At 74.1% G+C, this 21,601-nt stretch carries 12 protein-coding genes; 3 read left to right on the top strand and 9 right to left on the bottom strand.

Annotated features, from left to right (window positions below; all coding sequences use genetic code 11):
- Position 1: 1 nt before the first annotated feature.
- Positions 2-1,393, bottom strand: coding sequence for an aldehyde dehydrogenase family protein (locus OG357_RS31340; RefSeq protein WP_329624330.1), 1,392 nt, complete (start codon positions 1,391-1,393; stop codon positions 2-4).
- Between the two features lie 363 nt (positions 1,394-1,756).
- On the opposite strand from OG357_RS31340, the gene OG357_RS31335 reads away from it, so the two are divergent.
- From OG357_RS31335 to OG357_RS31325, 3 genes are all read left to right on the top strand, one after another.
- Positions 1,757-4,303: a S8 family serine peptidase gene (locus OG357_RS31335; RefSeq protein ID WP_329624329.1), complete on the top strand. Its 2,547-nt coding sequence runs from the start codon at positions 1,757-1,759 to the stop codon at positions 4,301-4,303.
- Positions 4,303-7,167, top strand: coding sequence for a VCBS repeat-containing protein (locus OG357_RS31330; RefSeq protein WP_329624328.1), 2,865 nt, complete (start codon positions 4,303-4,305; stop codon positions 7,165-7,167). Before OG357_RS31335 ends, OG357_RS31330 begins: the two co-directional genes overlap by 1 nt.
- Positions 7,168-7,275: 108 nt before the next feature.
- A complete protein-coding gene (locus OG357_RS31325; protein ID WP_329624327.1) occupies positions 7,276-10,605 on the top strand; it encodes an ATP-binding protein in 3,330 nt (1,109 codons plus the stop codon).
- 36 nt (positions 10,606-10,641) lie between these two features.
- Here OG357_RS31325 and OG357_RS31320 read toward each other — a convergent pair whose 3' ends face one another.
- The 8 genes from OG357_RS31320 to OG357_RS31285 all read right to left on the bottom strand — a co-directional run bounded on the left by OG357_RS31320 (position 10,642) and on the right by OG357_RS31285 (position 21,491).
- The gene (locus OG357_RS31320) at positions 10,642-11,331 is read right to left on the bottom strand and encodes a class F sortase (RefSeq protein ID WP_329624326.1); all 690 of its coding nucleotides are present in this window, start codon (positions 11,329-11,331) and stop codon (positions 10,642-10,644) included.
- Positions 11,332-11,422: 91 nt separating this feature from the next.
- Positions 11,423-12,136 carry a hypothetical protein gene (locus OG357_RS31315; protein ID WP_329624325.1) on the bottom strand — a complete coding sequence of 238 codons (714 nt, stop codon included), beginning with the start codon at positions 12,134-12,136 and terminating at the stop codon, positions 11,423-11,425.
- Between the two features lie 173 nt (positions 12,137-12,309).
- Positions 12,310-13,743, bottom strand: a complete 1,434-nt coding sequence (locus OG357_RS31310; protein ID WP_329624324.1) for a CitMHS family transporter — start codon at positions 13,741-13,743, stop codon at positions 12,310-12,312.
- Between the two features lie 143 nt (positions 13,744-13,886).
- Positions 13,887-16,088: a molybdopterin oxidoreductase family protein gene (locus OG357_RS31305; RefSeq protein ID WP_329624323.1), complete on the bottom strand. Its 2,202-nt coding sequence runs from the start codon at positions 16,086-16,088 to the stop codon at positions 13,887-13,889.
- Positions 16,089-16,201: 113 nt separating this feature from the next.
- Positions 16,202-16,927: a TetR family transcriptional regulator gene (locus tag OG357_RS31300; protein WP_329624322.1), complete on the bottom strand. Its 726-nt coding sequence runs from the start codon at positions 16,925-16,927 to the stop codon at positions 16,202-16,204.
- A 201-nt stretch (positions 16,928-17,128) separates the two neighbouring features.
- Positions 17,129-18,448 (bottom strand): hypothetical protein, encoded by a 1,320-nt coding sequence (locus OG357_RS31295; protein WP_329624321.1) that lies wholly within the window; start codon positions 18,446-18,448, stop codon positions 17,129-17,131.
- Positions 18,445-19,317 (bottom strand): hypothetical protein, encoded by an 873-nt coding sequence (locus OG357_RS31290; protein ID WP_443066761.1) that lies wholly within the window; start codon positions 19,315-19,317, stop codon positions 18,445-18,447. The genes OG357_RS31295 and OG357_RS31290 overlap by 4 nt, the downstream gene beginning before the upstream one ends.
- Positions 19,314-21,491: a right-handed parallel beta-helix repeat-containing protein gene (locus tag OG357_RS31285; protein WP_329624320.1), complete on the bottom strand. Its 2,178-nt coding sequence runs from the start codon at positions 21,489-21,491 to the stop codon at positions 19,314-19,316. The genes OG357_RS31290 and OG357_RS31285 overlap by 4 nt, the downstream gene beginning before the upstream one ends.
- Positions 21,492-21,601: the final 110 nt, after the last annotated feature.

Below are 21,601 nucleotides of genomic sequence, written 5' to 3'. Positions count from 1 at the left end.
GTCAGAACTGGAGGGACTTGGTCTGGAGGTACTCGGCGAGGCCGTGCGCGCCGAGCTCCCGGCCGACGCCGGACTGCTTCCAGCCGCCGAAGGGGGCCAGCGGGTTGAACCGGCCGCCGTTGATGTCGACCTGTCCGGTCTCCATGCGGCGCGCGAAGGCGACGGCCTCCGCGGGCTCGCCCCAGACGGCTCCGGCGAGGCCGTACTCGGTGCCGTTGGCGATGGCCAGCGCGTCGGCCTCGTCCTCGTACCGGATGATCGAGACGACCGGGCCGAAGATCTCCTCGCGGGCGATGGTCATGTCCGGGGTGACGTCGGCGAAGACGGTCGGGGAGACGTAGTAGCCGGTCTCGCGCGGGGCCTCGGGGCCGCCGGCGACGAGCCGGGCGCCCTCTGCGACGCCCTTCTCGATGTAGCCGCGGACCCGCTGCTGCTGCTTGGCGTTGACGAGGGGGCCGACGCGCTCGCCGGGGACGTACTTGGCGACGGCCTCGGCGGCGAGGGCCACGGCCTCCTCGTACCGCTCGGCGGGGACGAGCATCCGGGTCCAGGCGCTGCACGTCTGGCCCGAGTTGGACATGACGTTGGCGATGCCGACGGCGACGGCCTTGGGGAGGTCGGCGCTCGGCAGGATCACGTTGGCGGACTTGCCGCCCAGTTCGAGGGCGACCCGCTTGACGGCGCCGCCCGCGAGGGCGCCGATGCGGCGGCCGACGGCGGTGGAGCCGGTGAAGGAGACGAGGTCCACGTCCGGGTGTTCGGCGAGGGCCTGTCCGGCGACCGGGCCGAGGCCGGTGACCAGGTTGAAGACGCCGGCGGGCAGACCCGCCTCGTGCGCGGCCTCGGCGAAGAGCTGGGCGGTGAGCGGGGTGTCCTCGGCGGGCTTGAGGACGGTCGTGCAGCCGGCGGCGAGCGCGGGGGCGACCTTGGCGACGATCTGGTGGAGCGGGTAGTTCCAGGGGGTGATCGCGGCGACGACGCCGACCGGCTCCGCGTAGACGGTGGAGTTGCCGACCTTCTCCTCGAACGGGTGGGTGGCGGCCAGTTCGGCGTACGTGCCGGCGACCGCGATCGGCAGGCCCGCGTGGACGGCGGCGGCGAGCTGCGGCGGGGCGCCGAGTTCGGCGGTGACCGTGGCGGCGATCTCCTCGGCGCGGGCGGCGAGCGCGTCGCGCAGGGCGGTGATGCGGGCGGCGCGCTCGGCGGGCGGGGTGGCGGCCCAGCCGGGGAGCGCGGCGCGGGCGGCGCGTACGGCGGCGTCGACGTCCTCGGCGGTGCCCGCCGGGACGTGGGCGATGACCTGCTCGTCCGCCGGGTCGATCACGGGGATGGTCTCCGCCGAGGAGGCGGGGCGCCACTCCCCGCCGATGTACATCGCGTCGTGGGCCTTCATCCGCGGTCTCCTCACGTTACTGACGGGTTCGTCGTCCTGACCCAAACTAGCGCTGTTAGTTTTCGGGCGCCAGGGTCCCCGGAGTGCCCCCGGTCTCACTGCCGAACCGATCGTGCCGCCCCGGCGCCGGCCCTGTCCACGGACACCCCGCACAGCCGTACGCCCCCGGAACTGGCGGAAGCCGCCTTGCACCGGCGCCCCGGCCTCGGCCCCCGTCCCCGCCGTCCGGTAATTCCCCAGTAACGGCCCGGACCTAGCGTCCCCGACCGAGCCCGCCCCGCCTCCCCCAGGGCCTTCCCCCAGGTCCGTACGGGGTGGCGGGGCGTCGGCTTCCCCCGTACCAGCGTTGGAGGAGCCACCCACATGCACCTGCCCCGCTCGCCGATCCGGCGCGGAACCACCGTCTGGGCCACGGCCGCCGCCACCCTCACGGCTCTGCTCGTGGCCCCCACCGTGGCCGCGGCGCCGTCCACGGCCGCAGCCCCCAAGGCCCCGAAGGCCGCCGTCGATCCCGGCGTCACCGCCGCCGTCGACGCGGGCGGCCAGGCGACCTTCTTCGTCGTCCTCGCCGACCGCGCCGACCTCTCCCGGGCCCGCTCGCAGCGCGGCCACGAGACGAAGGCCCGCACCGCCTTCGAGACCCTGCGCACCGAGGCCACCCGCAGCCAGGTCTCCCTGACGCGCTTCCTCGACCGGGCCAAGGTCGGCTACGAGTCGTACTGGATCGCCAACGCCGTCAAGGTCACCGGCGACAAGGCCCTCGTGGAGAAGCTGGCCGCCCGCCCCGACGTGGCCTCGCTCCGTCAGGAGCGGCACTACGCCCTCGACACGGTCGAGCAGGCCTCCGCGACCGCCGAGGAGACGGTGACCCCCGAGTGGGGCGTCAAGGACATCGGCGCCGACGAGGTCTGGTCCCGGTACGACAACCGCGGCGAGGGCATCGTCGTCGCGAACATCGACTCGGGTGTGCAGTACGACCACCCGGCCCTGAAGGGCAACTACCGGGGCAACCTCGGCGACGGCACCTTCAGCCACGACTACAACTGGTACGACCCGACCGGCCAGTGCGCCGCCGGCGCGCCCTGCGACAACAACGGCCACGGCACCCACACCATGGGCACGATCGCCGGCGCGGGCGGCATCGGCGTCGCCCCCGGCACCACGTGGATCGCCGCCAAGGGCTGCGAGGCGCGCAGCTGCTCGGACTCGTCCCTGCTGAAGTCGGGCCAGTGGATCCTGGCGCCGACCGACCGCAACGGCGAGAACCCGCGCCCCGACCTCGCCCCCGACATCGTCAACAACTCCTGGGGCGGCGGGAACACGACCTTCTACCAGGACATCATCGAGTCCTGGAACGCCGCGGGGATCTTCGAGGCCTTCGCCGCCGGCAACGCCGGCAACGGCACGAGCTGCTCCACCACCGAGGCCCCCGGCGCCCAGGCCCCGGCCTACGGCGTCGGCGCCTACGACGCCGCCGGGAAGATCGCCTCCTTCTCCGGCTTCGGCCCCTCCCTCGTCGACGGCTCCATGAAGCCGAACATCTCGGCCCCCGGCGTGGACGTCCGCTCCGCCTGGCCGGGCAGCTCCTTCCGCGCCATCTCCGGTACGTCGATGGCCACCCCGCACGTCGCCGGCGCCGTCGCCCTGCTCTGGTCCTCGGCCCCGTCCCTCATCGGTGACATCGACGGCACCCGCGCGGCGCTGAACGGCTCCGCCCGCGACGTCGACGACACCCACTGCGGCGGCACCGCCGCCGCCAACAACGTCTGGGGCGAGGGCAAGCTCGACATCCTCGGCGCCGTGGACCGGGCCCCGCACACCGCGGCCACCGTCACCGGCACGATCACCGACCGGGCGACCGGCTTCCCGCTCGCCGGGGTCACCGTCACCGCCGCCGCGGGCGAGGCCCGCCGCTCCATGACCACCGACGCCTCCGGCGCCTACCGGCTGACGCTGGCCGCCGGCACGTACTCCCTCACGGTCGGCGGCTACGGCTACCGGGACCTCGTCGAGGACGCGCTCACCGTCACCACCGGCCAGTCCCTCGCCCACGATCTCGGACTGGACGCCGTGCCCGCGCACGCCGTCACCGGCATCGTCCGGGACGTCACCGGGAAGCCGCTGAAGGGCGCCACCGTCCGCTTCACCGACGCCCCGCTCACCCCGGTCGTCACCGACGCCGCCGGCGCCTTCCGCTTCCCGGCCGTCGCCGAGGGCTCGTTCACCCTGACCGCCACCCCGGCGGCGCCCGTCCTCTGCAACGGCACGTACAGCGCCGAGCTCGCCGTGGACGCCGCCGAGACCGTGACGGCCGCCCTGCCCGCCCGTACGGACTCCGCCGGCAACAGCTGCCTGCCAGCCGCCTACGCGTGGACCTCCGCGTCGACGAAGCTGGCGCTCTCCGGCGACGAGAACGCGAAGACGATCGCCCTGCCGTTCCCCGTCTCGTTCTACGGCGTCACGTACAGCCAGGCGAGCGTCACCACCAACGGCCTGGTGAACTTCCTCGCCCCCCGGCTCGGCGACTACAAGAACACCGCCCTGCCGTCCCCCGGCCAGCCCAACGGCATCCTCGCCGCCTTCTGGGACGACCTGACCCTGGACTCCAAGTCGGCCGTGAAGACCGCTGTCAGCGGCACCACCGGCCAGCGGCGCTTCGCGATCGTCTGGGAGAACGCGGCCTTCGCCGCCGACACCGCCAAGCGCGTCACCTTCGAGGCCGTCTTCGAGGAGGCGACCGGCGCGATCGTCCTCCAGTACCAGTCGATCGGCGCGAACTCCCTGGAGACCGGTGGCGGCGCGACCGTCGGCATCGAGAACCAGGCGGGCACGGACGCCCTGCAGTACTCCTTCAACGAGCCGGTCCTCATGGACCGTTCGGCCATCCGTATCTCCCCGAAGGCGGCGTGATGACCCACCGTTCCCGGCGCGGCGTACGCCTCGCCTCCGCCCTGGTCGCGGCCGGCCTCGCGCTCACCGCGCTGCCCGCCACCACCGCGTACGCCGACGACGAGCCCCTCGGCCGCGTCCTCACCGACGCCCAGGCCGACGCCCTGGAGCGGCGCGCCGAACCGGCCGCGCCCCTCGACGTCACCCCGCAGGACGCGACGCGGAACAAGCTCCAGGACACCTCCGAGACCGCCGACACCACCGACACCACGGCCGGCGGCCTGGCCGTCACCAAGGCCTCCGGCCTGGAGACCTACCAGGGACAGGCCGACACCGCCCAGCTGGGCGGCGCGCGCGGCGACTTCCTCGCCGTACACAGCCTCGGCACCGTCACCCGGCTCACCGAGGACGGCCGCACGGTCTGGAAGCGGGACAACTCCTCGCTCTACGCCGACTGGCAGGTCACGAACATCCGCCCGTGGCAGACCGAGCCGTTCCCGGCGCGGATCACCACCGGCTTCCACGCCAACAGCCCGTACGCCGACAGCTCCGACCGGGGCTGGACGCAGGGCGACCTGACCGGCGACGGGATCGCGGACGTCGTCTTCACGGCCGACGTCGGCACCAGCCCGTACCGTCCGTTCACCTCCCCCGGCTCCACGCTGACCACCGGCACCTTCGTCACCGTCCTCGACGGCGCCACGGGCCGCACGCTGTGGTCGCAGCTCTTCGCCGACGCCCAGCAGGTCACCCTCGTCGGCGACACGCTGCTCGTCGGCGACCAGCCGTCGACGAGCCTCAATTCCCCGAAGGACGCCACCGCCGCGCTGCGGGCCTTCCGCTTCGCGTACGACGGCGCGAAGCTCACGCCGTCGGCGACCTGGAGCTACGAGACGGGGCAGCGCCACGGCCGGTGGGGTTCCACCCTGCCGCTCGGCGACGGGCGCGTCGCCGTGTCCTGGTACGTGAAGAAGACCGCCACGGCCCCGGCCGTGGGCCACACCCTGGTCCTCGACACGGCCGACGGCTCGGTGAAGTGGCAGACGGACAACGACCTGTACTCCCGCCAGCTGGCCTACGACGCGGCGCGGAAGCGCCTGGTCGCCCTGGAGCAGGCCGACTCCCGCGACGGCATCCGGTACGAGCTGGCCTCCTACGACCCGGCCGACGGGACCCGCACCACCCTCGACACCCGGATCAACGCCCTCGGCATCGGGCTGCGGATCGGCCAGCTGCGCGGCGACTCCGCCCCGGAGTACGCGATCAGCGAGTCGACCCTCGACGAGTTCCTGTGGGTCAACACGTCCACCGTGCGCGCCCTGGACGGCGGCGACGCGGCGGAGCTGTGGTCGCACACCGTCAAGCGCGCCGAGGACAACTTCAAGGACGGCGACTCCGCGCTCGGCCTGCGGATCGCCGACGGCAAGGTGCTCGCCTCGTACATCTCCACGGAGGACCTGGAGACCGCCGCCAACCCGGGCGGCGGCCGCTTCGGCACCCTCACCGCGCTGGACGGCCGGGACGGGGAGGTCCGCTGGCAGCACTCGGGCGCGACCGCGTCGCCGATCTACGCCCAGCCGTACCGCGAGGACGACGAGTGGCGCGTGCGGACCGTGGACAACGAGCAGAACATCCGCTCGTACCGGCTCGGCAGCGGCCGGCAGGCCGCGATCACCCCGCTCCAGGGGAACCTGAGCACGGGCCTCGCGGCCGACGTCAACGGCGACGGGCGCGAGGACGTGATCGTCGGCGGCCAGTCCCAGGGGCTGTGGGCCTACGACGGGCCGTCGCTGGTCTCCGGGAAGCCGCGGGTGCTGTGGAAGGCCACGCTGCCCGGCTCCGTGCAGGGTGACATCCGGATCGGCGACACCGACGGCGACGGCCGGCGCGACGACCTCGTCGTCGCGGCCGACTCGGCGGCGGCGGTCGTGGACGCCCGTACCGGCAAGGTCCGCGAGACCATCGACGGGAAGGGGCAGTTCGTCCGCTCCGTCTCGGTGGCGGACCTGGACCGGGACGGCGACGAGGAGATCCTCGTACCGACCGACGCGGTCCGCGCCTACAGCGGCGGCGGGCGGGCCCTCTGGACGTACGCGCCCGCGCCCGGCCTGGTGTTCTCCGACCTCGCCGTCGCCGAGGGCAAGGTCCTCGGCTCGTACCAGACGCGCGGGGTGAACGACGGGACGGCCGTCGTCGGCGGGACGGCCCTGGACGCCCGTACCGGCAAGGCGCTCTGGTCGGCGGACCCGACCTGGACCGGCGACGCGGACACCACGGTCTACGCGGCGCAGCTCTTCCACGGCGTGTACGCCTCGCCCGGCATCCCGTACGCGGACGGCCACGCGGTCGTGTACTCGTGGATCGTGAGGGAGGGCGCCAACTGGAGCACGTACTTCGAGTTCCGTGACGTCCGCACCGGCGAGGTCGTACACACCGCGACCGGTGGCGGCGCCTGGACGCTCGGCAACTGGTTCACCGGCGACGAGGGCCTGGTCCTCGCCGGGACGGCCTCCCTGCGCACCTTCGCCAAGGACGGCCAGGAGCACGAGATCTACACGCTGCCGATGCTGCGCAACGCGCGGTTCGGCACGGGGCCGGGCGGACGCCGGCTGATCTTCGGCGGCACCGAGGGCTCGGCCTACCTGTGGGACCCGGCCGTCCTCACCGCGGGCGACAACTACCCGAACCACCTGGCCAAGCTGGGCGGCTACGCGACCCAGAACATGGTCGTCGCGGACCTCGACGGCGACGGCGTGGACGAGGTCGTCGGCCTCGGCAAGGACGACACGGGCTACGACCGGACGATCGAACTGTCCGGCGGGCGCTACCTGCTCCAGGACAACGCGATCCACGGCATGGTGACGGGCAAGCTGACCGCCCAGTAGCCCGCCCCGGATCACGGACCCCCGCCCGCACCATCGGGCGGGGGTCTCCGGCCATCCCTGGACCGCACCATTCCGGTGCACAGGGCACCCATTACAGTGGGCGCCCTCATGAGCGCAGACATACCAGCGGGCGCACCTCCGGTGCTGCGAGTGCGCCTCTTCGGCGGGTTCCGGGTCGACCGGGACGGCGGGCCGCCGCTCTCCGAGCGGTGGCCGCGGCCGAGCGCGCGCACGCTGGTGAAGCTGCTCGCGGTCTCCCCCGGGCACAGCCTCCACCGTGAGCAGGCGATGGAGATCTGCTGGCCGGACGCGGATCCGCAGGCCGCGCTGGGCAGTCTGCGGGTGGCGCTGCACGCGGCCCGCCGGGCGATCGAACCCGAGCTGGCTCCCCGTTCCGTCTCCTCCTATCTGACCGGTGAGGGCTCGCTGCTGCGGCTCGATCCGCGGACGGTACGGATCGACGCCGACGAGGCCGAGGCCCTGGCGGAGGCGGCGCTCGCGCACGGCGGACGCGCCGAGCTCGCCGCCGCCCTGGAGGCGTTCACGGGCGAGCTGCTGCCCGAGGACCGCTACGCGCCCTGGGCCGAGGCCCGCCGCGAGCGCCTGTCGGCGCTGCGGGAGCGCGCCCTGCTCGCCCTCGCCGCCGCCCACCTGGCCGCGGGCGCCCCGGAGGAGGCGGTCCCCGCGGCCGAGCAGGTCCTCGCGGTGGCTCCGGCGGAGGAGGAGGCGCACCGGGTCCTGATCGAGGCGTACGTGCGGCAGGGGCTGCGGCGCCGTGCGGTGGCGCAGTACCACCTGTGCCGGGAGGCGCTGGACGCGGAGTTCGGCGTGCGCCCGGGCCCGGAGACCGAGCGGCTGCACCGGGCGGCACTGGCCGCGCCCGTGCCGGCGCCCCGCTCGGTGGGGCCCGCGCTGCCGGCCGTGGTGCGGCAGCCGCCCACCGCCCCCCTGCGCGGCCGGGACGAACTCCTCGCCCGGCTGCTCGCCCCCGGCTCCCCGCCCGTACTCGTGCTCACCGGCGAGGCGGGGCTCGGCAAGACACGACTGGCCGGCGAGGCGGCCCGGCGGGCGGCCGCGGGCGGGACGGCCGTGCTGTGGGGTGCGGGTCACGACGCGGAGGGGCACACGCCGTACGGGCCGTTCACCGAGGCACTGGACGGCTGGCTGGCGGACCGGCCGACCGCGGAGCGGGCCAGGGCGGGCGCGGAGTATCCCGAACTGGCGGCGCTTCTGCCGTCCTTGGGGCGGGTGCGTCCGGAGAGCGGGCGCAGTCCCGAGGAGGAGCGGGACCGGCTGTTCCGGGCGACGGCGGGGCTGCTCGGTGAACTGGCGGCGGAGCGGCCCGTGATGGTGGTCCTGGACGACCTCCACGCGGGGGACGCGGGCTCGTTCCAGCTCCTCAGCCATCTTGCCCGCCGGGCCCGCGAAGGGGGAAGTACCTGGCGATTTCTCGCCATTGTCCGCCCTGAGGAACTTCCGGCGCCCGACCCCCGCCGCCAGGTGCTGGACCTGCTGCTGCGCCAGTCCCTCGCCGGTGCGGTCGAGCTGCCCCGGCTGTCCCGCGAGGCGTGTCTGGCCCTGACGGCGGACGCGCTCGGCGCCGACGGAGCCGTACCGGAGCGGGTGTGGGAGCTGTCGCTGGGCAATCCGCTGTTCGCGCTCGAACTGGCCCGTGCCGTAAGGGACGGGGACGAGCGGCCCAGCGCCCCGGAGGGCGTACGGCAGTTGGTGGCGGAGCGCCTGGGCCGACTGGGTCCCGCCGCCCGCCGGGTGGTCGACGCGGTCGCGGTCGCCGGGCAGGACGCGGCCCTCACCGAGGTTCTCGACGTGGCCCGGCGCGGCGGCCATCCGCGGCTCTCGGCGGCCGAGGCCACGGAGGGCGTGGAGGCGGCCGTCGCCGCGTCGGTGGTCGAGGAGCGACGGGTGGTCAGCGAGGGCCGGCCGGTGGCCGGGCTCGCCTTCCGTCATCCGCTGGTCCGGCTGACCTGCTACGAAGGGCTCTCGGCGGCCCGCCGCCGGCTTCTGCACTCCGCGTACGCGGAGGCGGTGCTGCGCCGCCGTCCCGATGCCGTGGACACGCTCGCCGCCCATCTGACCCGCGCGGACGACCCGCGCGCCACCGGCTATCTGCGGCAGGCCGCCGAGCGGGCGGCGGCGCTCTACGCGAACGACACCGCCGACCGCTATTACGCCGAACTCACCGGCCGGCTCGACGCACTGGCGGCCGAGTCCGCGCGGGCACGGATCGACCGGAGCGCCGTGCTGCGCCGCCTGGGCCGCTTCGACGAGGCGGCCCGGCTGCTCACCGAGGCGCTGGAGGAGCTGGGCAGGCGCGGGGACGCGGACGGCAGGGTCCTGGCGGCGGCGCGGCTCGCGGAGCTGATGCCGAAGACCCGCGGCACGGAGGACGGTTTCCGGCTGCTCGACTCCTGCCCGCCCGGCCCCGGGACCCCGGCCGCCGTGGCGAGCGCCCACCATCTGGCCCGCGCGGTGCTGTGCTTCGTCGCGGGCCGGTACGAGGAGGGCGTGGTCGCCGCGCGGGCGGCGGAGGACGCGGCACAGGCGGTGACGGGCCCGGAGCGGCGCGGGCTGCTCGCCAGGGCGCTGGCCGCGCGGGCGACCTCGCTGGGGCTCGCGGGCCGCTTCGGGCAGGCGGGCCCGGTGGCGGACCGGGCCCTTCCGCACGCGGAGGCGTACGGCGATCCGCAGTTGCTGGCCTCGGTGCTCTCGGTGTTGCGCGAGACGGCGCGGCGGGCGGGGCGGCTGCGGGAGGCCATCGCGACGGGCCGCCGGGCTCTCGCGCTCGCGGAGCGCTCGGGGGATCCGACGGCGACGGTCTTCGAGCGGGCCAACCTGGCGGAGCTCCATCTCCTCGTGGAGGAGGTGGCGGAAGCCCGGGAGCTCGCCGAGACGGCGGTGCGGGACTCGGAGTCGTACGCCGCGTGGTGCGCTCCGTACGCGCTGGTGGCGCTCGCCCGCGTACGCATGCGGGAGGACGAACCAGGCGGGGGCGAGCTGCTCGACCCGGCCGAGCGGACGGCGGTGGCCCAGGGTGACCATCAGGCCGAGTACGAGGTGCGGTCGGCGCGGGCCGAGCTGGCGGTGCGGGAGGGCAGGCCGGAGGAGGCGCTGCGGCTCCTCGCGGGCTACCGGGAGGCCGGCACGGCCCATCTGACGGCCTGGGCGCTGCTGGCGTGCGGGCGGGCCGCGGAGGCCGCCGAGGTGGCGGGCGCCGAGGTCGGGCGGTCGGAGCGGGCCGGTGAACGGCTCGCGGAGACCGAGGCCCGTACGGCGCGGGCCGCCGCGCTCGCGGCGCTCGGCCGGGAGCGGGAGGCGGTGGAGGGCTTCGACCGGGCGGCCGCCCTGGCGGAGGAACTGCCGTATCCGGCGGGCGCCCGCCGGCTGGCGGGAGCCCGCCGGAGCGGGAAGCCCGCCTGAGCGGGGGGAGCGACGGACGCGGCTGGGGTCCGTCGGTCAGATCGTCCGGTCGATGCCGGTGAGGTGGGCGAAGACGACGACGTTCGCCTCGTAGCCCGTACTGCGGTCGAAGGATCCGCCACAGGTGAGCAGCCGCAGTTCGGGCCGCCCTGTGGCGCCGTACACCTCCTTGTCGGGGAAGTCGGCCTTGGCGTACGTCCGGACGCGGTCGACCGTGAAGACGGCGACCCTGCCGTCGGCGCGGGCGACCCGGACGGTGTTGCCGGGGCTGAGCGAGTCGAGGTTGAGGAAGACGGCAGGCCCGCTGCTGGTGTCGCGGTGACCGACGACGACGGCGGTGCCGCGCTCCCCCGGAGTGGCGCCCTTCGCGTACCAGCCGACGACCCGGGGGTTGTCGACGGGCGGGGTGGCGAGCCGCCCGGCGCCGTCGAGACCGAGGTCGGTGACCGGGGCCTCGATGGTGATGGCGGGGACGGCGAGCGCCGTGGGGCGCGACCGGGCCAGCGGCCGGGGTGGCGGTGCCGGCCGGGGCGGTGGCGTGGCCTTGGGGAGCACCCTGGGCTTCGCCTTGTGGTCGAGGGCGGCCGGGGCACCGGCCGCCGCTCCCGCCGCGGACGCTCCCGCCGCGGCCGGGCCGGGTGCGGCCGGTGCCTCGGCGAGCGGCGGGTCGGCCGGTTCCCCGTCCCCGGCCCACCAGGCACCCCCGGCCACCAGGACGCACGTCACCGTGAAGGTCCTGGTGAGCCGGAGGAGTCGCCGGTGCCGGCGCGTGAGGCGGGACCGGGGCGTGAGGCCGGGGCGGGGCGTGAGGCCGGACCTACGCGGCGCCATTGTCGCGGCGGCGCGAGCGACGGATCAGGACCAGTCCGGCCGTGCCGGCGAGGCCCGCCGCGACGGCCGCCCCGATGCCGAAGGCCGAGGAGTCCTCGGCGGCGATCGGCGCGCTGCCGCCGCCGCCCGCGCCGACCGGGCCGTGCGGGGGCTTCCCGTGGCCGTTGCCGCCGTTGTCGCCGTTCCCGCCGGGGCCGCCGCCGGGGCCGCCGCCGGGGCCCCCGTTACCGTTGGTGGGCGTCGGTGTCGGCGTCGGGTTGGTGATGACGTCGCCGGGGCAGTGGACCCGGAAGACCTTCGACTTCGCCGCGCCGCTCTGGCCCACCCACGTCCATTCGACCTTGTACATGCCGGACGACAGGCCGGTGATGTCGTCCGTGTGTCCGTCACCGTTGCTGTCGACGGCGATGCTGCCGTTCTTCAGCGACGGGTCCTGGTTGCCTGGCTGGCCCGGCTGCTCATAGATGTTCCACTGAATGCTCTGCAGGCCGTCGAAGTTGAAGGCCGCGAAGCGGAAGGTGCATCCGACCTGGGGCTCGTTGGCCTGGCTGGTGTCGGGGGTGTTCTGTCGGTGGACCTTGACGTCACCGTTGTCGCCGGGCGCGGCGAAAGCCGCCGGGGCGCCGGCGAGGGTCACACCGCCGAGGGCCACGGTGGCGAGCGCCGCGCGGAGAAGAGTGCGGGTGGGGGGAGTCGTCATGAGGGAGGTCCTCCAGTCGTGAGGGAGCACAGCGGACGCGTATTTGCGATAATCCGACTATCTGTCACGAGATGGGCACGCGCGGTGACGACTCGACCGCACCGACCCCTGTCTCCACCCGTCCGGCCCACCCGTCGCCACACGGGACCGGGGCCGGGGCGGGGCCGACCGGGTCAGATGATCCCGAAGAGGATCCCCGCCGCCAGCACGACCAGCGAGGTCAGCGCGGCCCACTTCACCGTGAACCGGGTGTGGTCGCCGAACTCCACCTTCGCCATGCCGACGAGGACGTACACCGCGGGCACCAGGGGGCTGGACATGTGGAGCGCCTGCCCGACCAGCGAGGCCCTGGCGATCTCCAGGGGCGACACGCCGTGGGCCGCGCCGGCCTCCGCGAGGACCGGCAGCACGCCGAAGTAGAAGCCGTCGTTCGACATGAAGTAGGTGAGCGGGAGGCTCAGCAGGCCGGTGACCACGGCCATGTGCGGCCCCATGCCCTCGGGAATGGCGCCGACGAGCCAGTCGGCCATGTGCTTGACCATGCCCGTGCCGGTGAGGACCCCCGTGAAGACGGCGGCGGCGAAGACCATGCCCGAGACGTTGAGGACGTTGTCCGCGTGGGCGGCGATCCGGGCCTTCTGCTCGGCCATGTTCGGGTAGTTGACGGTGAGCGCGAGAGCGGCGCCGAGGAGGAACAGGACCGGGATCGGCAGCAGCTCCAGGATCATCGCGGTGAGCAGCACGATCGTGAGGCCGGCGTTGAACCAGTACAGCTTGGGCCGGAGGGTCGCCCGGTTCGGGTCGAGCCCCTGGAAGCCGTCGCCGTCACCCGCGCCGACGCCCGCGCCCGTGGCCATGGGCGTGGCCGTGCCCGCACCGGATTCACCGGCGGACTTCTTCGGCGCGTCCGCGTCCGTGCCCGCGCCCGCCCCGCCGCCCGCCGCGACCAGCACGGTCTCGGTCTCCGGCACCAGGACCTCGTCGAGCGTGAGGTAGCCGATGCGCCTGCGCTCGCGGCGCCCGAGGACGTACGCCAGGGCGAAGACGAAGAGCAGGCCCATGCCGAGCGCGGGGATCATCGGGACGAAGATGTCGGAGGCGTCCAGCTTCAGCGCGGTCGCGGCGCGGGCCGTGGGGCCGCCCCAGGGCAGGGTGTTCATGACGCCGTTGGCGGTGGCGGCGACACCGGTCATGACGACGAGGCTCATGCCGAGCCGCTTGTAGAGCGGATACATCGCCGAGACGGTGATCATGAAGGTGGTGGAGCCGTCGCCGTCCAGGGAGACGATCGCGGCGAGCACCGCCGTACCCACGACGACGCGCACGGGGTCGGCCTTGCAGAAGCGCAGGATGCCCCGGACGATCGGGTCGAAGAGGCCGACGTCGATCATGACGCCGAAGTAGACGATCGCGAACATCAGCATCGCGGCGGTCGGCGCCAGCTTGCCGACCCCCTCGATGACGTAGTCGCCGAGCTGGGCCCCCTGCCCGACCGCGACACAGAAGAGCGCGGGGATCAGCACGAGCGCCGCGATCGGCGACATCTTCTTCATCATGATCAGGACCAGAAAGGTCGCGATCATGGCGAAGCCGAGGACGGTCAGCATGGAGGACACCTCACGTTCACCCTTGAACTGCCGCCGAGCGGCGGTCCGGATGACGGTAGGTGCCCTCTTCTGCCGTTAACAAGATGTTGACGCGTGAGCAATACGAGCAAAACCCCAGGTCAGAGCCGAGGCCACACGGGGGGCTAGCCGAGGGGTGCCACCTCGACGGGGAAGCCGTTGAGGACGGCGGTGCCGGAGAGCGGGTCGATCCGGGAGCCGTCGAGAAGCTGGTTGACGTTGACGCCGGGGCGGGCGGCTGCCACGGCGAGCCGGGTGCCCGGCCGGTCGTGGCCCCAGCCGTGCGGCAGGCTCACCACGCCCGGACGCACCCCGTCGGTGATCTCCACCGGCACCTCGAGGGAGCCGCCTTCCCCGGCGATCCGGGCGAGCCCGCCGTCGGTGAGCCGCAGCCGGGCCGCGTCCTCGGGGTGCACCTGGAGGGTGCAGCGGTTCGAGCCGCCACCGAGGGCGGGGGTGTTGTGCAGCCAGCTGTTGTTCGAGCGCAGGTGCCGGCGGCCGACGAGCTGGAGGGTGCCGGGGGCCGGTACGGCGTGCAGGGCGGCGCGCAGCCGGGGCAGATCGGCGGCGAGGGGCGCGGGGAGGAGTTCGATCCGGCCACTGCGGGTCTTGAGGAGGTCCGGGACGCGCGGCTTGAGCGGACCGAGGTCGATGCCGTGCGGGTGGGCCCGCAGCTCGTCGAGGGTGAGCCCGTACGGGCCGAGACGCAGCATCAGGTCGAGCCGGCGCTCGGGTCCCGTGGCCCCGGTGAGTCGCTCCGCGAACTCCTTGGGATCCGCGCCGTACGCCGGTGAGTGCTCCTGGGTGACGGCCTTGGCGAGGGTGGTCTCGACGGCGAGCTCGTCGACGGCGGACGGCGGGGCGCCGTGCATGCCGGACACGGCGAGGATCAACCGGGCGTGGATCTCGCACTCGTCCATGGCGTCCGCTTCGAGGGGGACGGCCGCCGGGGTGTAGCGGGCCTGGTCGCGGACGGCGAAGCCGTTGAAGGCGAAGTCGAAGTGGGCGCTCCGGGAGGGTGGCGGCGGGGGCAGGAGGACGTCGGCGTGGCGGGTGGTCTCGTTGAGGTACGGGTCGACGGCGACCATGAGGTCGAGGGAGTCGAGGGCGGCGTCGAGCCGGTTCCCGTCGGGGGCGGAGAGGACGGGGTTGGCGGCGACGGTGATCACTGCCCGGATGCGTCCGTCCCCCGGCGTCTCGATCTCCTCGGCGAGGGCGACCAGCGGCAACTCCCCCTTGGCCTCGGGGTGGTGCGAGACCCTGCTGTGCCGGCGGCCGAGGGCGAAACCCCTGCCGGGACCCGCCGGGCGCGGGGCGGGTGCGGTGGCGGAGAGCGGGAAGAGCACGCCCCCGGGCCGGTCGAGGTTGCCGGTGAGGACGTTGAGGACGTCGACGAGCCAGTTACCGAGGGTGCCGTACTCCACGGTGGAGCTGCCCATCCGTCCGTAGACGGCGGCGGAGGGCGCCGCGGCCAGTTCGCGGGCGAGGGTGCGGAGGGTGGCGGCGTCGACGTCGCAGGCGGCGGCGACGGCCTCGGGGCTGAACTCCCGCACCGCCTCCCGTACGTCCTCGACCCCTTCGACATGGGCGGCGAGCGGGCCGAGGTCGGTGAGGCCCTCCTCGAAGAGGGTGTGGACGAGGGCGGCGAGGAGGAGCGCGTCGGCGCCGGGGCGGATGGCGACGTGGCGGTCGGCGAGGCGTGCGGTGCGGGTGCGCCGTGGGTCGACGACGGTGAGGGTGCCGCCGCGCCGCTTGAGCGCCTTGAGCCTGCCGGGGAAGTCGGGGGCGGTGCACAGACTTCCGTTGGAGTCCAGCGGGTTGGCGCCGAGGATCAGGAGGTGGTGGGTGCGGTCCAGGTCCGGGACGGGTACGGCGAAGGGGTCCCCGAACAGCAGGCCGCTGGAGACGTGTTTGGGCATCTGGTCGAGCGTCGACGCGGTGAAGAGGTTCCGCGTACGCAGGGCGCCGATGAGGAGGGGCGGGTAGAGGGCGCCGGCGATCGTGTGCACGTTGGGGTTGCCCAGGACGATACCCACGGAGTCCGGCCCGTACTCCTCGATCAGCGGCCTGATCCGGGCGGCGATGGTGTCGAACGCCTCGGCCCAGCTCGCCTCCTGGAGTCGGCCGTCCTTCCGGACGAGCGGGCGGCGGAGCCGGTCCGGATCGGCGTCGACCTCGGGGAAGGCGGCGCCCTTGGGGCAGATGAACCCCTGGCTGAACACGTCCTCGCGGTCGCCGCGGGCTCCCGTGACGCGCGAGCCGTCGAGCGTCAGGGTCAGTCCGCAGGTCGCTTCACAGAGGGGGCAGATGCGCAGGGCGGTGGGCATGACGTCTCCCTGGTGCGTCGGGTGGCGCCGAGCATACCGACCGGTAGGCACGTACGGGAGAGGTGCGCGGGATCCGGGTGCGGGGCGAGGCGGAGGCGAGGCGGAGCGGGGCGCTAGGCGAGCGAGGGCGCCAGGTAGGCGTACAGGAGTTGCCGGGTCTCGGCGATCAGCGCCGGGTCGCCCTCGGGGGCCGTACGGAAGGCGAGCCGGACGAGGGCGTCGGCGGTCTCGACGCCGACCAGGACCTTGCGGTGCAGGACCTCGTCGGCGGTGCGGCCGAGGTGGGTGGCGAGCAGGTCACAGAGCCGCTCGGCGACGAGGTGATTGGGGTCCTCGGCTGCGCTCCCGTCAGCGGTCCCGGCTCCCTCCCCCGCGTCCTCCCCCGACACGTCCTTCCCGGCAACACTCTCCGCACCACTCTCCGCCGCCGTCTCCCCCGGCGCGCCTCCCGGCACGCCGAAGTCGACCAGCGCGAAGCCCGGGACGGTCCGCTTCATGGCGATGAACTCGTCGAGGACCCCGTCGATGGCTCCGTACGCGTCGAGGAGGGGCGTCGCCGCGAAGCGGGTGGAGATGCGCTCGGCGTACTGGTCGAGGTTGCGGTGGGCGAGGGCGGCGACCATCGCCCGCTTGTTGCCGAAGAAGCGGTAGACGGAGCCGATGGGGACGCCCGCGCGGGCGGCGACGGCGCGGGTACTCAGCTGCTCGTAACCGGTCTCGTCGAGGAGATCTGCGCAGGCGTCGAGGATCCGGGCGAGCCGCTCGGCGCTGCGCTGCTGGACGGGGGCACGGCGGAGAACCGGCGGGGTCTTCGGGCTGGTCTGGGACACAGAAGCCATGATGCCGCTCCCGTCGGGTCCGGCTCGCCCGACCGCGACGCCGGTCTCACTCGTATCGGACAAACCGCTCCACCACCTCGGAGACGACCCCCGCGACGACCTCGGCCGCGACTGTACCCGGGAGGGGGCACGTGCGGGCTTACGGTCCGGCGCGCGAGCTCCGGAGTCGACTCCCGCAGCACGTGACCGGTTCGCCTCGCGTCAGGCGATGAGCAGGCCGATGCCTCCGAGGGTGTACGCGATCATCAGCACGAACAGCGGCAGCTGGCCCGCGACGGCCCGGGCGGGCGGGAAGAGCCGGACGGACCGGTCGTGGGCGGCGACGACACCGAGGACGTGGCCGGTGACGATCGCGGCGACCTGGAGGGTCGCGAGGCCGCCGGGACCCAGTGGCGGGACGGGCGAGAGGGCGTTGTCAGTGCCCGCTGCCATGATGACGGTACGTGGTCCTTCGGTGACGAAGAGCGAGAAGTAGTGGGCGACGAGGTAGCCGAGGGCGATGGGCAGGAGCGAGTGCGCGAAGGAGGTGAGGGGCGTGGTGAGGGACCGGTCCATGAGGCGGAGGGCGCCCGCGCAGAGGCCGTAGCAGGCGGCGGCGAGGGCGACGACGGCGAGCAGGCCGAGCGTGGCGGTGACGGTGGGGTCGAGGGAGGAGGTCTGGAGGGTGGTGATCCAGCGGGGGTTGTCGGAGAGGCCGTCGTAGGCGGTGGAGCCGAGGAGGACGCAGACGGTGGCGACGAGACCGGGGGTCTGCGGGGTGGAGTCGAGGCTGTGGAAGGGGGAACGCAGGACGAGACGGCCGTCGGCGCGGCGGCCGAGCGGGGAGAGCCGGGCGAGGAGGGAGGAGTAGACCTCGAAGGGGTCGGCGTGGGCGAACCAGCGGTCGCCGTAGCGGGCGGCGCCGAGGAGTTGGACGCCGGCGTGGACGGCGAGGGCGGTGAGGAGGGTGGTGGAGGAGGTGTTGTCGGGGGCGACGAGTTCGAGCCAGGTGAAGAGGAGGAGCCCGGCGGCGGCGGGGCGGATGCCGATCGCGGCGGGCAGGGGGCGGGGGCTCCGTGGCGGGCGGAGGGAGTGAAGGGTGCGGAGCGGGTTGAGGAGGCGCCAGACGGGGCCGAGGAGGAGGGAGGCGGGGACGAGGCCGACCCAGAGGAGGACGTAGAGGGCGCCGGGCGCGGGGTTGCGGTCCGGGTCGTCGGGGCCGAGGAGGAGGTGGGCGAGGAAGAGCACGGCGACGGCGGCGCCGAGGAGCCGGAGCGCGGTGCGGGTGGCCGGCGCGTCGGCCGCCCGCTGGACGGCGGCCGGGACGGGCCGCCCGGCCTCGTCGCCGCGGAAGCGGGACGAGGACCAGAGCAGCCCGAGGGCGAGGAAGGAGACGAGGAGTGCGGTGAAGGCGCCCGCGTAGGCGTAGAAGGGCGAGAGGGGGAGGTCGTGCTGCGAGCCGACGCCGTGGGCCAGCGGGAGTCCGGGCGTCGGAGCGAGCGGGAGGCCGGGGACGGGGACGGGGACCGGGACGCCGGTCATCGGACGACGAGTTGGGTCAGGAGGAGTCCGGACTCGTGGGTCTCGACCTCGAAGAGACCGGTGCGGTCGGCGGTGAGGGTGAGGGTGGCGGGGACGCCGGGAGTGAGGGGGAGTTCGCGGTCGTAGCCGTGGACGTGGAGGGTGTCGGCGCGGTCGCCGGTGACCCGGAGGGTGAGGCGCTCGCCCTTCTTCAACTCGATGCGGGAGGGGGGTGGCTGGACGGTCTTTCCGGTGATGGCGAGGGTGACGGTCCGGCCGGTTTCGGACGGCTGGGGGCTCGGCGGCGCGACGGTGGCGGTGTCGGTGGCCGTGGCCGTGGCCGTGCCGGAGGGGGAGGGCCGGGGGCTCGGGGGCGGTGTCGAGGCGGCGGGGGCGCCGTCCAGGCGGACGGTGGCCTGGACGGGGGCGCCGGCGACGGCCCAGACCGTGTGGTCGTCCGCGTGGAGGCGGACGGTCAGGGTGCGGGCGCCGGGCGGTACGTACCCCCAGGCGCCGTACAGACGGGCGGTCTCCTTGCCGTCGGCCAGGAGACGGGCGTGACCCCGGCCGGGGAGGGCGGCGCCGCCGGTGCTGTCCGGGGTGAAGCGGAACCTCTCCACCGTGAGGTGGACGTTCCAGCCGCCCTCGGTGTCGGGCCTGGTCTCGATCCGGACGGTGGGCGCGGCCGCCGCGGGGACCTCCCGCAGCCGGTGGCCGGCCTCGTCGCGGGCCGGGAGCAGGGTGCCGCTGCTCCCGGTGGCCTCCTCGTGGCTGGTGCCGGGGTTGTGGTGGGTGGTGGGCCGGTCGGCGCAGCCCGCGAGGGACAGCGCGGCGGTCAGGGCGAGCGCCAGGGCGAGGAGAGGCGTCGCCGCCCGGCGGGGGTGCGTCACGCCGTCCCCTCCTCGCGGGGCCGCGGGTCGGCGGCCTCGGGGGTGGCGGTCGCGGTGGGGGTGGCCGCGGTGGGGGTGGCCGCGAGGGTGGTGGCGGGCCCCTCCATGGGCTCGGCCTCCGTCGCCGGCTCCGTCTCCGTCTCCGGCTCGGGGTCGGGGTCGGTTGTTTCCGGTGTGCGGGTGCCTGCCGCGATCACCGCCCAGAGGACCCAGACGACGCCGAGCAGCAGGCGGAACCAGGCGGGGCTGAGCGGGATGCCCGGGAGCATCAGGACCGCCTTGTCGAAGGCGTCGAGCAGGGTGAGGGCGCCGAGGGCGACCGTGGTCCAGGCGAAGACGGGGCGGGTGGGCCGCAGGGCGAGGCCGATGAGGGTCCACCACGCGCCGGTGAGGAGCAGCGCGAGGGCCGGGACGACGGTCGGGGTGAGGGCGAGGGTCGAGCCGACCACGTCCAGGGTCAGGCCCGCGAGGCCGACGAGGGTGGCCACGCCCGCGAGCCGGTGGCCGCGCAGTCGGCGCCACCACAGGGCGAAGCCGGTCAGGGCGAGGACGAGGGCGCTGCCGAGGGCGAGTTGGGTCTCGACGCGCTCCAGGCCGCGGGCGCCGTACCAGTCGCAGCCTGCCGGGAGGCGGCGCTCCGGGACGCTGTAGTCGGCGCAGACGAGGAGCTGGGCGAGCTTGACGGGCTCTCCGACGAGGCGGTCGGTGTTGCCGGAGACGTCGCCTCGGCGTTCTCCGCAGCCGGGCAGGGCGCCGGGGCTGGACGCACCGGCGTCGGACTGCCAGCAGTTGCCGCTGCCCTGACCATCCCAGGAGACGTCGGTGCGGTTGGGGCGGGAGTTGCCGGCCTTGTCGACGCCGAGGTGGTTGGCGGCGTAGCGGTTGTGGTGGGAGGTGTCGAACTGCTTGCCCCAGGCGGACTCGCCGCGGATGAAGGCGGGCACGGCGTTGAGGTAGAAGGCGGTGCGCTGGTGGCCGTACACCCAGTTGTCCTCGTAGAGGTTCCAGTTGCCGCCCGCGGTGATGATGCCGGTGCCGGGGGGCATGGAGATCTGGGGGCAGACGACGCCGCGCTCGTAGCCGCGGTCGACGGGCGGCTTGGCGCAGGTGCCGTCGGCGACGTACGGGTAGTAGTTCTGGTTGTTGTCGTGGATCAGGTTGCGCTCGAAGCGGGCGTGGTTCTGGGGAAGTCCGGGGTGGCCGGGGAAGGCGGAGTCCATGGAGGCGCCGCCCATGTTGTGGTCGAACTCGTTGTCGTGGACCCAGACCGAGTCTCCGGCGGTGCCGGAGTAGCCGACCATGTTGTGGTGGCTGCGGCAGCCGGTGATCTCGATGGAGTAGCGGGGTACGTCGTAGCCGCGGCCGTCGTTGATGTTCGAGGCCGAGCCGGGGTAGATGCCGGAGTCGCCGTTGCCGTACGACTCGCAGTTCTTGTAGAGGCCGTGGTCGGAGGCGAACGTGAGGAAGCCGTACTCGTCGTTCCAGCGGGTGAGGACGTCGTCGATGACGAAGCCGTCGGCGGCGAGCACGTACAGCGAGTTGAAGGTGGTGCGCTGGGCGGTGAAGTTGCGGAAGTAGACGCCGTCGGACTGGTCGGCCCGGACGCCGTTGAGCTTCTGGTACTTGGCGTCGATGACGACGTCCATGCGGGTGGCGCCGGTGCCCTCGATCTGGAGGTTCTTCTTGCCGAAGATCGCGACCAGGTTCTGGTTGTGCGGGCACTGCCGCTGCTGCTCGTAGCTGAGGATCTGGTAGCCGAACGAGGAGGTCGGCGCCTTGAGCGAGGCGCACGCGCCGGTGGGCGCGGGCAGCGAGGGCTCCTCCTCGTAGAGGCCCGGGAGGATCGCGATCGTCATGCCCGGCCGGTCGACGGCGTCGACGGCCTGCTGGAGGTGGCGGTACCCCTCGCGGGCGCAGCGGTCGAGGAGGGCGAGGTTGCGGGCCTTGAGCGGGGCCGGGAAGGCGGATATCCGGCGCGTGAAGTCGGCGCGGTCGGTCTTGCAGACGAGGAGGTCGGGCTCTCCGGTGCGGAGCGTCGGCACGGTGCCGGAGCCGTCGGGGAAGGTGACGGGCCGCTCCTCGTGGGCCTGGGCCCCGGGCGCGGTGAGCAGGGTCGCGGCGAGGGCCGCGAGCACGGCCGAAAGGGCGAGGACGAATCTTCGGGACCAGGACATGCGCGTGAGAGTAGAGCATTGTTCATCTTTTCTGACCCCCTCGTGCGGTACCAATCCGGAACGCCTCTCACCCGTGCCCCGTTGACGGGAGCGCCGCGGAATCCTACGGT

The organism is Streptomyces sp. NBC_01255 (genome assembly GCF_036226445.1).
Lineage (GTDB): Bacteria > Actinomycetota > Actinomycetes > Streptomycetales > Streptomycetaceae > Streptomyces.
This window is presented reverse-complemented; position numbering and strand designations above follow the sequence as displayed.